The organism is Streptomyces sp. Ag82_O1-12 (assembly GCF_900182715.1).
GTDB lineage: Bacteria > Actinomycetota > Actinomycetes > Streptomycetales > Streptomycetaceae > Streptomyces > Streptomyces massasporeus.
On the sequence record NZ_FXUW01000001.1, the window covers coordinates 297,155 to 309,234 of the forward strand.

Genomic DNA, 12,080 nt, shown 5'->3' on the forward strand with positions numbered 1-12,080 from the left:
TTATCCCTTTGGCGCCCTCTATCAACCGCGGCGCCGCATTCGTGACGATGTCAGGCCCGGTGGGCGCGCAGTGCGGTGAGCGCCCGGTCGGCGTGCGCGTTCACGCGCAGTTCGCTGCGGACGACGTCGAGGACGGTGCGGTCCTGAGCGATGACGAACGTGGTGCGCTTGGTGGGCGCCAGGGAGAAGCCGCGCTTCACCCCGAACCGTTCGCGGACCGCGCCGTCGGCGTCGGACAGCAGCGACATGCCGAGGCCGTGCCGTCCGGCGAACTCCTGCTGGCGCTCGACGTCGTCTCCGCTGATGCCGACGGGGCGTGCTCCCACGGCGGCGAACTCGGCGGCGAGGTCACGGAAGTGGCAGGCCTGGGCGGTGCAGCCGGGGGTCAGGGCGGCCGGGTAGAAGAAGAGCACGACGGGGCCCTCGTCGAGCAGCTCGGACAGGCTGCGGACGGTGCCGGTCTCATCGGGCAGGGCGAAGTCCTCGACCTTGTCCCCGGTCTCCACGCGCGCGGTCACGACCTGCCCTCCGCGTTCCGGGCGACGCCGCGGGCCCAGAGCACGAGGGGCACCTGCAGGGGCAGTCGTCCGAAGGCGGCGGCCTTCTGCGGGGTGGGGCGGTGGCGCCAGTCGGCGGCCATCTTGACGTTGGCCGGGAACACCCCGACGAAGAAGGCGGCCGTTGCGAGCGCGGCGGCCCTGCGGGTGCGCGGCAGCGCCAGACCGGCGGCGAGGGCGAGCTCGGCGGCGCCGCTGGCGTAGGTCCAGGCCCTCGGTGTGCCGGGCAGGCCGCGCGGGATGGTCGCGTCGAACGGGCGTGGGGTGGCGAAGTGGGCGACGCCCGCGGTGGCCAGGAGGCCGGCGAGCAGCAGGGGCGAGCGTTCGGACCGGGACACGGTTCCTCCTCTGAAGGCCTGCCGCGCATTATTACCGGTCGGTAGTCGAGTTCAGTTCACCGGGTCGAGGGTGTGCCGGTGGTGGCTGCCCGGCGTGTAGCCGAAGGAGCGGCGAAAGACGTCGATGAACGCGCTGGCGGAGGACCAGCCGCAGCGGTGTGCCACGGTCGTGACGGGCAGGCCGTCGGCCAGCATCCGCAGGGCGTGATAGAGCCGCGACTGGGTGCGCCACTGCGGGAACGTCATGCCGACCTCGGCGCGGAAGAGCCGGCTGAGGGTCCGCTCCCCCACCCCGGTCGCCGCCCCGAGCTCGGCGAGGGTGCGCACGTCGGCCGGGTCGGCGTGCACCAGCGCGCAGACGGCGGCCAGGCGCGGGTCGGTGGGGGTGGGCAGGCGCAGCGGCTGCTGGGGCGAGAGCCGCAGTTGGTCGCGCAGGACGGCGCGCAGCCGGCGGCGCTCGGGGCTGTCGTCGCCGGGGTCGCGGGTGTAGGCGAGGATCAGCTCGCGCAGCAGGGGGCTGACGCCGAGGACGGCCGGGTGGTCCAGGCCGAGGGGGTTGTCGGCTGCGGACAGGCCGACCAGGTGCAGGTCGAGCCGGCCGTGGGCGCGATGGGCGTGGACGGTGCCGGCCGGGACCCAGATGGCGCGGGTGCCGGGGGCGAACCAGGTGCCGGCGTCGGTGGTGACGGCGACGACCCCGGCGCCCGCGTAGACGATCTGGTGATCGTCGTGCCGGTGGGCGTCGATGCGGTCGCCCGCGGTGAGCCGCTGGGCGCGGGTGGGGGCCGTGGGGGTGTGGCGGATCTTCGGCACGATCCGGCAGATTATCGGAAGCGGGCCAGGTGCCCGGCGGACGACGATCGCCGGGTGACCACTTCGAGACGCGATCGACCCGTCACCCTGATGTCTTCGGGGCACGCCTGTGTGGACGTGTACCAGGGAGCCGTGGCTGCCCTGGTGCCGTACTTCGTCGCCGAGCGTGCCTACTCCTATGCCGCCGCTTCGGGTGTCGTCCTGGCGGCGTCCCTGCTGTCGTCGCTGGTGCAGCCGCTGTTCGGGGTGCTCACCGACCGGTGGGCGATGCCGTGGGTGCTGCCGTTGAGCGCGCTGACGGCCGGGGCGGGCGTCGCCCTGAGCGGGGTGACCGGCTCCTACGCGCTGACCCTGGCGGCGGTGGCCGTGTCGGGGGTGGGCGTGGCCGCCTACCATCCCGAGGCCGCCCGGGTGGCGCGGGTCGTCGCCCGGGGCCGGCACACGGCCATGGGCTGGTTCTCCTTCGGCGGCAACGCCGGGTTCGCCCTGGCGCCCCTGCTGGTCTTCGCCGTGGTGGCCACGGGCGGGCTGCGCGCCTCTCCCCTGCTGGTCGTCCCGGCTCTGGCGGGGGCGGCACTGTGCGCGGCGGCGGTGCGATCGGCGGGACCCGGCGCTTGGAGTGCCGGTGCGTCCACCGCCGTGGGCGAGGACGACTGGCCGTCCTTCCTGCGGCTGTCCGGGGCCGTGGTCTGCCGCTCCGTGGTGTTCGTCGGCCTGAGCACGTTCGTCTCCCTCTTTGTGCGGGAGCGCACCGGTGGTGGGGAGGCGGCCGGTACGGCGGCCCTGTTCGTGCTCTACGCCGGTGGCGCGGTCGGCACGCTGGCCGGGGGCCGACTGGCGGAGCGGTACGGGCGGACGGCGGTGGTGCGCCGGTCGTACGCCCTGACGGTCCTGGCCGTGGCCGGGCTGGTCCTGGTGCCCAGGCCGCCGGTGTACCTGTTCACGGCCCTGGCGTCGGCGGGGCTGTATGTGCCGTTCTCGCTGCACATCACGCTGGGCCAGGACTTTCTGCCACGGCGCGTCGGCACCGCGAGCGGGGTCACGTTGGGCCTGACGGTGAGCGTCGGCGGCCTCGCGGCGCCCGCGCTCGGCGCCCTGGCCGACGCGACGTCCCTCCGGACGGCCCTGCTGCCCCTCGTCGCACTGCCCGCGCTGGGCCGACTGCTGCTGTGCGGCCTGCGCGAGCCGGTGCCACCGGGGGCCGCGGTGCCCGAGCGGGCGGATCCGCAGGAGCCGGTGGCGCGGTGATCGGGTGACGGGGCTCAGGGACGGCCTGCCGGCGTCATCCGGCCCGGAGCGGAACTCCGGCGGTGCCCGGCCGGGCTGTCCCCCGCCCGGCATGACCGACCGGCCGGACCGGCCGGGGCTCACACCGTGCCGGCCCGGGCCGACTGGGGTTCGCCCTCCTCGTCCACCGAGTGGGCCAGGAAGTCGTCGACCATGCGGTGGAACAGCGTCGCGAGGTGGCGCAGCTCCTCGGGCGACCAGTCCGAGAGGGCCATCTGCATGCCGCGGACCCCGGCGTCGCGGACCTTGGCGATGGCCTCGCCGCCGGCGTCGGTGAGCTCGATGCGCTGAGCGCGGCGGTCGTCCGGGTCGGGGACGCGGGTGACGTACCCGGACTTCTGCAGCTGCTGCACCGTGCGTGTGACGTGCGAGGCCTCCACGCCCAGCCGGACGGCGAGCTCCCCGGGCCGCAGCGGCTCGGAGTCGGCGATCTGACGGAGCAGCGCGACGGCGGCACGGTCGAGCGGCACCCCCGCCAGGGCCATCAGCCGGTCGTGCTGACGGGCGCGCGTGCTCAGGTAGGTGATGCGGGTGAGCGCACGCTCGATCTCGATCACTTCCGGGGAGGGGACGTCGGGGAGCGGTGGTGTGGACATGAGCACCAGACTACCATCTCGTTGCGTAACTCAACTAAATCGGGCCCGGGACGCCGTTCAGGGGAAACAGGCCGCGAACAGGCGTGAGCACCGGCAGGCTCGTCGACACCTCACCCGTGGACCTGCCGCTGATCCCGCCCATGCTCGCCACGGCCGGCACCCTGCCGCCCGCCGCGCAGGACACGCGCTGGGCCTACGAGACCAAGCAGGACGGCCAGCGCGTGGTGGCCTATCTGCCCGGGGACGGCAGCGTACTGCTGCGCGCCCGCTCCGGGGACGACATCACGGCCGCCTACCCCGAACTCCGGCCGCTGGGCACCGCGCTCGGCACCACGCCCGCCGTACTGGACGGCGAGATCATGGCCCTGGACGACCAGGGCCGCGCCAGCTTCCAGCTGCTCCAGTCGAGGATGGGTCTGGCGCACGCACCCGCCAGGGCCGCGCGGCGGGCCGCGGAGGTCCCGGTCCATCTCGTGCTGTTCGACCTGATGCACCTGGAGGGCCACTCCCTCCTCGGACTCCCCTACGCACGACGCCGCGCGACGCTGGAAGACCTCGGAATCGCCGGCCCCTCCTGGTCGACCCCGCGCGCCCTCGTCGGTCACGGCGCCGAAGCCCTGCGCGCCACCCGGGAGCACGGCCTGGAGGGTCTGGTCTGCAAGCGGCTGGACTCGGTGTACGAACCGGGCGTCCGCTCCCGGGCCTGGATCAAGATCCGCAACATGCGCACCGAGGACGTCCTGGTCGGCGGATGGCAGCCCGGCAAGGGGCGGCTCACCGGCCTGCCCGGCGCGGTGCTGGTCGGACAGCGCGCCGCCGGACGGCTGCGCTACGTCGGCAGCGTGGGCACCGGCTGGAGCGAGGCCGAACGCACAGAACTGGCCGGGCTGCTGCGGGCCGCCGCGACCGACGTCTGCCCCTTCGACCCCGCCCCGCGCGCCCCGGGTGCGCACTGGGTCCTGCCCCGCCTGGTCGGTGAGGTCCGCTACAGCACCCGCACCCGGGAGGGGCTGCTGAGGCAGCCGTCCTGGCTGCGGCTCCGGCCCGATCTCGCCCCCGGCGACTCGGCGGCCGACATCCCGGACGACCTGGTCTGAAACGGCGGCCGGACTCCAACTATTGGGCTGCGATTCACCCTTGAGATCCTCCACCCCTCTTGGCATGGACGCGTTCAACCTGGAAGCTGAACCTCCCTTTCCCCCACAGCCATTGGGCTGCGCCCGGACCGAGGAGGACGCAGTGTCGTCACGCAAGTTCGCCCACCGCGGGAGATGGCTCACCGGAGCGGCCGGTGCCGCCGCTCTCGTCCTCGCCTTCCCGGCCACGGCCTTCGCGGCCCCGCCGCCGGCACTGCCCGCCAACGCGGACGCGCTGGAGCGGACGTATCAGCCCGCCTACGACTACGACACCGACGGCTGCTACTCGAGCCCCGCCATCGGCCCGGACGGCACGGTGAACGGCGGGCTCAACCCGACCGGCGCCCTGAACGGCGACTGCCGGGACGCCTCGGACCTCGACAACACCAACGGCTACGCGCGCTCCAAGTGCAACAACGGCTGGTGCGCGATCCTGTACGCGCTCTACTTCGAGAAGGACCAGGCCGTGGCCGGGAGCGGCATCGGCGGCCACCGGCACGACTTCGAGCACGTCGCGGTGTTCGTACAGGACAACCAGGTGAAGTACGTGTCGACGTCCGCTCACGGCGGGTTCACGGTGCACGCGGCTTCCTCGGTCCGCTTCGACGGCACGCACGCGAAGATCGTCTACCACAAGGACGGTGTCCGGACCCACTGCTTCCGCGCGGCCAACTCCAATGACGAGCCGCCGGAGAACCACAAGGGCACCTGGCAGTACCCGGCGCTGGTCGGCTGGAACGGCTACCCGGCCGGGGTGCGCGACAAGCTCACGTCGTACGACTTCGGCAGCGCCAACTTCGGTCTGAAGGACGCCAACTTCGCCAACCACCTGGCGTCGGCCAAGCCCTCCGGCATCTCCTTCGATCCGTACGCCTGACGCCTGACGCCTGCGGACCCGGTCCGGCCCTCCGACCGGTCCGGGTCTCCGGCCGGACCGGGTCTCCGCCGCGTGATCCACTCGTTCCGAACTGACGCCCGATACCCGGCAGTCGGAGGACGTACGGCACGAACGCCCCCGCCGAAGGGTCTATCGTGTCCGCATGTCCGTCCCCGAACTGATTCGCATCGTCTCCCGCGACTCCCCCATGGCCCTCGCCCAGGTGGAGCGCGTCCGGACCGAGTTGGCCGCCGCCCATCCCGGAGTGCGCACCGAGGTCGTGCCGGTGAAGACCACCGGCGACAAGTGGATGGGCGATCTCTCCCAGGTCGAGGGCAAGGGCGCGTTCACCAAGGAGGTCGACGCGGCGCTGCTGGCCGGCGAGGCCGACCTCGCCGTGCACTGCGTGAAGGACGTGCCCGCCGACCGGCCGCTCCCGGCGGGGACGGTGTTCGCCGCATTCCTCAAGCGGGACGACATCCGTGACGCCCTGATCCACCCGGGCGGGCTCACCCTGGACGAGTTGCCGGCCGGGACGCGGATCGGCACCTCCTCGGTGCGCCGGGTGGCGCAGCTGGCCGCCACGCATCCGCACCTGGAGTGCGTGCCGTTCCGCGGCAACGCCAACCGGCGTCTGGCGAAGCTGGCCGCCGGGGAGGCGGACGCCCTGCTGCTCGCGGTGTCCGGCCTGGAGCGCATCGGCCGCGAGGACGTGATCACCGAGATCCTCTCGACCGAGACGATGATGCCGCCCATCGGCGCGGGTGTGCTGGCGCTGCAGTGCCGCGAGGACGACGCCGCGCTGATCGACGCGGTGAGCGGTCTCGGCGACCCGGACACCCACCGGGAGACCACCGCCGAGCGCATGTTCCTGCATGTGCTCCAGGGGCACTGCAACAGCCCCATCGCCGGGTTCGCGCAGGTGGACCGCAGCGGCGAACTGTCCCTGCGGGCCTGCGTGTTCACCCCGGACGGCAAGACGCGCCTCAACGCCCACGAGTGGGCGGGCCGTCTCGACCCGGCCACGCTCGGCACGTCGGTCGCGGTGGCCCTGCTGCGTCAGGGAGCCCGCGAGATCATCGACGGCATCCCGCACTGACCTCCGCGACGCCCTGACGCCGGATCAGGCGGTGCCTTCCTCCGCCTGATCCCGCAGGAAGACACTCACCTGGTGCGCCAGGCTGTCCCGCACCGCGCCCTGCTGGCCGCCGGCGGCTCCCTCGTGCGCCCCGATGCCGCCCGCCCACAACCGGCGGCCGGTCCACTCCTCCTCGACGCGCAACTGCACCTGAACGTCCACGAGGCTCAACGAGGCCTCGGCACCGGCCGCGTACAGCACGGCGGTGGCCCGGCGCAGCGGATAGACGTCGAAGCCCTCGATGAACTGCGAGTTGCGCCAGTCGATGAAGGCGCTCTCCCCGTCCGGGCCGAGCCGGACGTCGATCTGGCCGTCCTCAAGGTGGACGCCGAGCTGGCGGTTGCCACGGTTCTCGACCGTCACCCGGAGGCAGAAGTACGTCAGTCCGTCAGCGGCGTCGTCCCGGCCGCGGGGCGGCTCGGCCAGTTCCAGACGGTGGACGCGGACGCGCAGACCGGCATGCTCGTCGTACTCCTGCCAGTCCCCGACCACGTTCGGCTCGTACACGCTGCACCCTCTCGACCTCTGGAAGCTGCTTCCTATCTGTGGTCTCAGCGCACTGTCAAATGAGCAGAATGCGCTGTGGCCAGGCAGTTCATCCTTTTTGATCGGTGATCAAGCCGTGCCCAGCGGTTATCCGGAAACAGTCGGAGAAAGCGCTTGCACCGACGTGCCGCACATCACTTCCACGAGTGAAGATCAACGTGCCAGACGGCCCAGCAGGGCCGAGGCCGCGGTGACGCCGAGCGCGGCCGCCACGAACAGCACCGCGAAGTCGGACGCCAGATGGTGAGGGGTACCGAGCAGGAGCCCGCGCAGGGCGTCGACCTCGTAGCTGAGCGGGTTGGCCTTGCTGACGGCCTGGAGCCAGCCGGGCATCACGGACACCGGGTACAGGGCGTTGGAGCCGAAGAACAGCGGCATGGTGATCGCCTGTCCGATGCCCATGAGGCGGTCGCGGCTGAGGACGATGCCGGCGATGGTCATCGACAGGCAGGAGAAGAAGGCCGAGCCGAGGACGACGATCACGGCGACGGCGAGCAGTTTGAGCGGGTTCCACGTCAGGGCCACGCCGAGCACGGCGGCGATGAGGAGCACGACGACGGCCTGGACGAGCGACTTCACCCCGGCCGCGAACGCCTTGCCGGTGATCAGCGCCGACCGCGGGGTCGGGGTGACGAGGAGCTTGTTGAGGACTCCGGCGTCCCGCTCCCAGATGATCTGGATGCCGTAGAAGATGGCGATGAACATCGCGGACTGGGCGATGATGCCGGGCGCCAGGTAGTCGACGTAGGGGATGCCGCCGGTGGGGATCGCCCTGATCCGGGTGAAGGTCTGACCGAAGATCAGCAGCCAGAGGGCCGGCTGGACCGCGCGGGTGTACAGCTCGGTGCGGTCGTGGCGCAGTTTCTGCAGTTCGACGGCACACATCGCGCCGACGCGGGCGGGCAGCAGACGCCAGCCCGCTCGGGGCTGCGGGGGGTTCAGCAGCAGGTCGATGCGGTGGGCGGGGGCGGGGGCGGGGTCAGCCGACGCGGCGGGCGGTGCGGCGGGTGCTTCGGACATCGCGGAAATCTCCTGACTCGTCGTCGAGACCGCTGCCGGCCACGTCCCGGAAGACGTCCTCCAGCGTGGGCAGCGCGTCCGGGGCCGCGCCCGCGGCGCGGCGGCGGGCGCCGAGTCCCTCCCTGAGCTCGGCCGGGGTGCCGAGGGCCCGGATCCGGCCACGGTGCATCAGGGCGACCCGGTCGCAGTACTGGTCGGCCTCGTCCATGTAGTGGGTGGTGACGAGCACGGTCATGCCGGTGGCTTCACGGACGGCGCCGATGTGCTCCCACACGCCGGTGCGGGCGATCGGGTCGAGGCCGATGGTGGGCTCGTCGAGGATCAGCAGCCGCGGGGCGCTGACCAGGGCCTGGGCGAGTTCGAGGCGGCGGACCATGCCACCGGAGTACGTGGCGGCCAGCCGGTCGGCGGCGTCGGCGAGGCCGACCGCGGCCAGGGCCTGGGCGACGCGCTCGGCGCGCTCCCCGCGGGGCACGTCGAAGACCCGGGCGAACAGGGCGACGTTCTCCCGCCCGGTGAGCCCGGCGTCCGCGGACAGCTGCTGCGGTACGTAGCCGAGCAGCCGGCGTACGGCCATGCGGTCTCCGGCGGCGTCCCGGCCGAAGACGCGGACCATGCCGGCGGGCACGGGCAGCAGGGTGGTGATGCAGCGGATGGCGGTGGTCTTGCCGGCGCCGTTGGGTCCGAGCAGCCCGAAGACCTCGCCCCGGCGGACGGTGAGGTCGAGTCCGTCCACGGCGTTGTGGTCGCCGAAGGCGTAGGTGAGGCCGGTGCAGGCGACGGCGTCGGCCGGGGGTGAGGGGGTCGCGTCGGTCCCGGATGGGGCGGTGTCGGGCGTCATGACTCCTCGGCCTCCTCGTGCAGGGTGTCGGCCAGCTTGCGCAGGGCCGGGATCGCCGCGTGCAGCGCCCGGCGGTCCGGCTCGTCGAGGCGCGCCACATGGCGGCGTACGAGCTCGGCGCGGCGCCTGCGCCACTCGCGCAGCCGTGTCCCGGCGGCGGCGGTGGGCAGCAGCCGGGCGGCCCGCCGGTCGGCCGGGTCGGTCTCGCGGACCAGGTAGCCCGCCTTCGCCAGCTGGTTGACCAGGGTGGACACCGAGTTGGCCGCCAGACCGAGGTCCTTGGCCGCGTCGGAGATGCCGATGCCGGGCCGGGTCACGACCAGGCGGAGCAGTTCCACCTCCGCGCCGCGCAGCCGCGGGTCGGGCATCTGCCGTCGCAGGCGCCGCCGGATCAGCCGCTGGACGCCGACGAGCGCATCGGCCAGCTCTTCGGGGAAGGTCTGCGGCTCCATGCGGCCGAGATTAGCTCTGCGACAGAGGTAATCGGCCCAAGGTGAGGTCAAGCGAGGTCAAAGGACGCCCTCGAATCGAGCGCGCCCTTGAGAGCGCCCGCGTCCCCCAAATGCCGTATTGTCTGAATTGTCAGTGCTTCGGACAGGAGGCACGTGCGTGGGGAGCCGGCCGACCGGGCCCCCGGTGCTTTTCCGTGAGGTCCGAGGCCGCGTTTCCCACGGTGTCTGTCCCTACTCAGCACCTGCTCAGGGAGGTACGCACCATGCGTATCGCCGGCAGCACCCGAACGCACCCCCATGACGACGCCCCCGACACCGCCGCGGCGTTCGCGCGACTGGCGCGGCTGCCCGAGGGGCCCGAGCGCAAGGCCCTGCGGGACGAGCTGGTCGAGGCCTGGCTCCCCATGGCCGAGCGGATCGCCGTCCGCTTCCGGGGCCGCGGTGAGGCCCTCGAGGACCTGTACCAGGTGGCGGCTCTCGGCCTGGTGAAGGCGGTCGACCACTACGACCCGGCCCGCGGCAACGCCTTCGAGGCCTACGCCGTACCGACGGTCACCGGCGAGATCAAGCGCCACTTCCGTGACCACATGTGGACACTGCACGTGCCCCGCCGGGTCCAGGACCTGCGCAACCGGGTGCGGCACGCCTCCAAGGAACTGTCGCAGACCACCCCGGGGCGCTCCCCCACGGTCGCCGAGATCGCCGAGTACGCCCAGCTCACCGAGGGTGAGGTGCGTACCGGCATGGAGGCCTTGGAGTGCTTCTCCGCGCTGTCCCTGGAGGCGGAGATGCCCGGGACCGACGGTTACGCCCTCGGGGACGCGATCGGCGGGCCCGACCCGGCCTTCGACATCGTCGTCAACCGCGTCGCCGTCAGGCCCTGCCTCGAGGCGCTGCCCGAGCGCGAGCGGATCATTCTCTATCTGCGGTTCTTCAAGGGCATGACGCAAAGCCGCATCGCGGAGCAGCTCGGCATCTCGCAGATGCACGTCTCCCGCCTGCTGAGCAGCTGCTTCGCCCATCTGCGTGAGGAACTGCTGGCCGAGGCCCGGTGAAGCAGGCGCCGCCGGAGATCACCCCTGCGGCGGCGAGCCGGGGATCTGCGTCGGTCCGGCGCGGTCGAGGGCGTCTTCCAGGGCGGCCCGGATCTCCTCGGGCATCACGCCCGTGCGCCCCCAGACGAGGATCAGTTCCGCGACGTTGCGCAGCTTGATGTTGGTGTGCTGGGAGACCTCCTTCAGCACGGCCCACCCCTGGTCGGGGGAGATCCGGCCGAGCGCGACGACCATGCCGATCGCCTGGTCCACGACGGCGTGGGATACGACGGCCTCCTTCAGCTGCTGGACCTCTTCCTGCAACGCGAAGATCCGATCCGAGCCCCCGTCCGTGGGCATGGTCACCTCCGGGTCCGGTGCGCCGCTGCGCCCGAGGTCCCAGCGGGTGCTTGAGTACCTTGACGCAGTGTCCGACTCATCCATCGTCCTCACTCGGCCCGCCCGGTGCCACCGGGGCGGACCAGGCCGGACGCCGTTTCGGCGCCCTCGCCGGGGTACTCGGCAGGCGCCCACAGCGGTTCCGGTTGGACACTGGTGTCAATCCTCCGGTGGCTGCCAGGCCGACGAGATCAGGACGCGACTGCCATGAACCACGACATGCCCACCTCCTCCGGCACGAAGGACGTCGTCTCATCACACTCCGTTTTCGGCGCGCCCTGTTGGGTGAGCCTGACGAGCCGGGACGTCGAGGCGACCGAGGAGTTCTACGGCGCCGTGCTGGGCTGGCAGTGGCGGCCGGCCAAACTCGGCGACCGGTTCCGGATCGCGCTGGTCGACGGCTCGCCGGTGGCCGGGATCGCGGGGGTGGCGGCCATGTGGCAGATGGCCGTGGCGTGGACGCCGTATTTCGCGGTGCGCAGCGCGGACAAGGCGGTCGCGCGGGTGCAGGAGCGCATGGGTACGGTCGCGGTCGGACCGATCTCCCTGCCGCCGGGGCGGGCGGCGCTGCTGGCCGACCGGGACGGGGCCACGTTTGGCATCTGGGAGGGCGACCTCTTCACCGACTGGGAGACCTGGCGCAACGCCCAGCCGGCCTTCATCACGCTCCACACCCGTGACGCGTTCGACGCGGCGATCTTCTACGGCGAGATCCTCGAATGGGCGACGCAGCGGCCCGGCTGCTGCGAGGTCAACTACGAGGGCGGCGAGGTCGTGCTGCGCAGCCGCGGGGACGTGGTGGCCCGGATCGAGTCCGGCGCCCTGGAAGCGGCCCCCGACCCCGCGATCCGGCCGCACTGGCAGGTCCACTTCTCCGTCGACGACGTGGAGGCCTGCGCCCGCACGGCGGAACTCCACGGCGGCAGTGTCCTGTCCAAGGGCAGCGACGAGGCGGTGCTGCGGGACCACGAGGGCGCGCAGTTCACGGTGACCGAGCGCCGCGAGCACTGACCCGGGCCCGCTCCACGAGCACCGACCCGGGCCAC

General features: G+C 72.5%; 15 protein-coding genes. 6 read left to right on the forward strand and 9 right to left on the reverse strand.

Annotated elements, in window-relative coordinates:
• Positions 1-50: 50 nt before the first annotated feature.
• Genes QOL88_RS01470 through QOL88_RS01480 form a run of 3 tightly spaced genes read right to left on the reverse strand, consistent with a single transcriptional unit; the run spans position 51 to position 1,708 of the window.
• Entirely contained in the window at positions 51-518 is a 468-nt protein-coding gene (locus QOL88_RS01470) for a peroxiredoxin (protein WP_097214707.1), read from the reverse strand.
• Positions 515-895, reverse strand: a complete 381-nt coding sequence (locus QOL88_RS01475; protein ID WP_097214708.1) for a DoxX-related protein — start codon at positions 893-895, stop codon at positions 515-517. Before QOL88_RS01475 ends, QOL88_RS01470 begins: the two co-directional genes overlap by 4 nt.
• Before the next feature lie 51 nt (positions 896-946).
• Positions 947-1,708 carry an AraC family transcriptional regulator gene (locus QOL88_RS01480; protein ID WP_097214709.1) on the reverse strand — a complete coding sequence of 254 codons (762 nt, stop codon included), beginning with the start codon at positions 1,706-1,708 and terminating at the stop codon, positions 947-949.
• Positions 1,709-1,798: 90 nt separating this feature from the next.
• Between QOL88_RS01480 and QOL88_RS01485 the strand changes: the two genes are divergently transcribed.
• A complete protein-coding gene (locus tag QOL88_RS01485; RefSeq protein WP_097214710.1) occupies positions 1,799-2,956 on the forward strand; it encodes an MFS transporter in 1,158 nt (385 codons plus the stop codon).
• Between the two features lie 119 nt (positions 2,957-3,075).
• Here the strand turns inward: QOL88_RS01485 and QOL88_RS01490 are convergent, their stop codons facing one another.
• On the reverse strand, positions 3,076-3,591 hold the full coding sequence (locus QOL88_RS01490; protein ID WP_097222799.1) for a MarR family winged helix-turn-helix transcriptional regulator: 516 nt from the start codon (positions 3,589-3,591) through the stop codon (positions 3,076-3,078).
• Positions 3,592-3,707: 116 nt separating this feature from the next.
• Here QOL88_RS01490 and ligD point away from each other — a divergent pair, with 116 nt between their 5' ends.
• The 3 genes from ligD (at position 3,708) to hemC (ending at position 6,703) form a co-directional block, all read left to right on the forward strand.
• A complete protein-coding gene (ligD, locus tag QOL88_RS01495; protein ID WP_097222800.1) occupies positions 3,708-4,688 on the forward strand; it encodes a non-homologous end-joining DNA ligase in 981 nt (326 codons plus the stop codon).
• Between the two features lie 142 nt (positions 4,689-4,830).
• Entirely contained in the window at positions 4,831-5,604 is a 774-nt protein-coding gene (locus tag QOL88_RS01500) for an NPP1 family protein (protein ID WP_097214711.1), read from the forward strand.
• Positions 5,605-5,767: 163 nt separating this feature from the next.
• Positions 5,768-6,703, forward strand: coding sequence for a hydroxymethylbilane synthase (gene hemC / locus QOL88_RS01505; RefSeq protein ID WP_097214712.1), 936 nt, complete (start codon positions 5,768-5,770; stop codon positions 6,701-6,703).
• Between the two features lie 24 nt (positions 6,704-6,727).
• On the opposite strand, the gene QOL88_RS01510 is transcribed toward hemC, so the two are convergent.
• The 4 genes from QOL88_RS01510 to QOL88_RS01525 all read right to left on the reverse strand — a co-directional run bounded on the left by QOL88_RS01510 (position 6,728) and on the right by QOL88_RS01525 (position 9,601).
• Positions 6,728-7,249: a hypothetical protein gene (locus tag QOL88_RS01510; RefSeq protein WP_097214713.1), complete on the reverse strand. Its 522-nt coding sequence runs from the start codon at positions 7,247-7,249 to the stop codon at positions 6,728-6,730.
• 192 nt (positions 7,250-7,441) lie between these two features.
• A complete protein-coding gene (locus tag QOL88_RS01515) occupies positions 7,442-8,308 on the reverse strand; it encodes an ABC transporter permease (protein WP_283445869.1) in 867 nt (288 codons plus the stop codon).
• On the reverse strand, positions 8,268-9,149 hold the full coding sequence (locus tag QOL88_RS01520) for an ABC transporter ATP-binding protein (RefSeq protein ID WP_097214714.1): 882 nt from the start codon (positions 9,147-9,149) through the stop codon (positions 8,268-8,270). The genes QOL88_RS01515 and QOL88_RS01520 overlap by 41 nt, the downstream gene beginning before the upstream one ends.
• Entirely contained in the window at positions 9,146-9,601 is a 456-nt protein-coding gene (locus QOL88_RS01525) for a MarR family winged helix-turn-helix transcriptional regulator (protein WP_097214715.1), read from the reverse strand. The genes QOL88_RS01520 and QOL88_RS01525 overlap by 4 nt, the downstream gene beginning before the upstream one ends.
• A gap of 263 nt (positions 9,602-9,864) precedes the next feature.
• On the opposite strand from QOL88_RS01525, the gene QOL88_RS01530 reads away from it, so the two are divergent.
• The gene (locus QOL88_RS01530) at positions 9,865-10,656 is read left to right on the forward strand and encodes an RNA polymerase sigma factor SigF (RefSeq protein ID WP_097214716.1); all 792 of its coding nucleotides are present in this window, start codon (positions 9,865-9,867) and stop codon (positions 10,654-10,656) included.
• An 18-nt stretch (positions 10,657-10,674) separates the two neighbouring features.
• On the opposite strand, the gene QOL88_RS01535 is transcribed toward QOL88_RS01530, so the two are convergent.
• The gene (locus tag QOL88_RS01535) at positions 10,675-10,995 is read right to left on the reverse strand and encodes an ANTAR domain-containing protein (protein WP_097214717.1); all 321 of its coding nucleotides are present in this window, start codon (positions 10,993-10,995) and stop codon (positions 10,675-10,677) included.
• 246 nt (positions 10,996-11,241) lie between these two features.
• Here QOL88_RS01535 and QOL88_RS01540 point away from each other — a divergent pair, with 246 nt between their 5' ends.
• Positions 11,242-12,045: a VOC family protein gene (locus tag QOL88_RS01540; RefSeq protein ID WP_097214718.1), complete on the forward strand. Its 804-nt coding sequence runs from the start codon at positions 11,242-11,244 to the stop codon at positions 12,043-12,045.
• The last annotated feature ends 35 nt before the right edge of the window (positions 12,046-12,080 follow it).

What these genes read in the sequence shown, in the direction of transcription:
- QOL88_RS01485 (WP_097214710.1), top strand. Translation starts at nt 1,799, where the DNA reads ATGTCTTCGGGGCACGCCTGTGTGGACGTGTACCAGGGAGCCGTGGCT.
- QOL88_RS01490 (WP_097222799.1), bottom strand. Translation starts at nt 3,591, where the DNA reads ATGTCCACACCACCGCTCCCCGACGTCCCCTCCCCGGAAGTGATCGAG.
- hemC (WP_097214712.1), top strand. Translation starts at nt 5,768, where the DNA reads ATGTCCGTCCCCGAACTGATTCGCATCGTCTCCCGCGACTCCCCCATG.
- QOL88_RS01515 (WP_283445869.1), bottom strand. Translation starts at nt 8,308, where the DNA reads ATGTCCGAAGCACCCGCCGCACCGCCCGCCGCGTCGGCTGACCCCGCC.
- QOL88_RS01520 (WP_097214714.1), bottom strand. Translation starts at nt 9,149, where the DNA reads ATGACGCCCGACACCGCCCCATCCGGGACCGACGCGACCCCCTCACCC.
- QOL88_RS01525 (WP_097214715.1), bottom strand. Translation starts at nt 9,601, where the DNA reads ATGGAGCCGCAGACCTTCCCCGAAGAGCTGGCCGATGCGCTCGTCGGC.
- QOL88_RS01530 (WP_097214716.1), top strand. Translation starts at nt 9,865, where the DNA reads ATGCGTATCGCCGGCAGCACCCGAACGCACCCCCATGACGACGCCCCC.
- QOL88_RS01535 (WP_097214717.1), bottom strand. Translation starts at nt 10,995, where the DNA reads ATGCCCACGGACGGGGGCTCGGATCGGATCTTCGCGTTGCAGGAAGAG.
- QOL88_RS01540 (WP_097214718.1), top strand. Translation starts at nt 11,242, where the DNA reads ATGAACCACGACATGCCCACCTCCTCCGGCACGAAGGACGTCGTCTCA.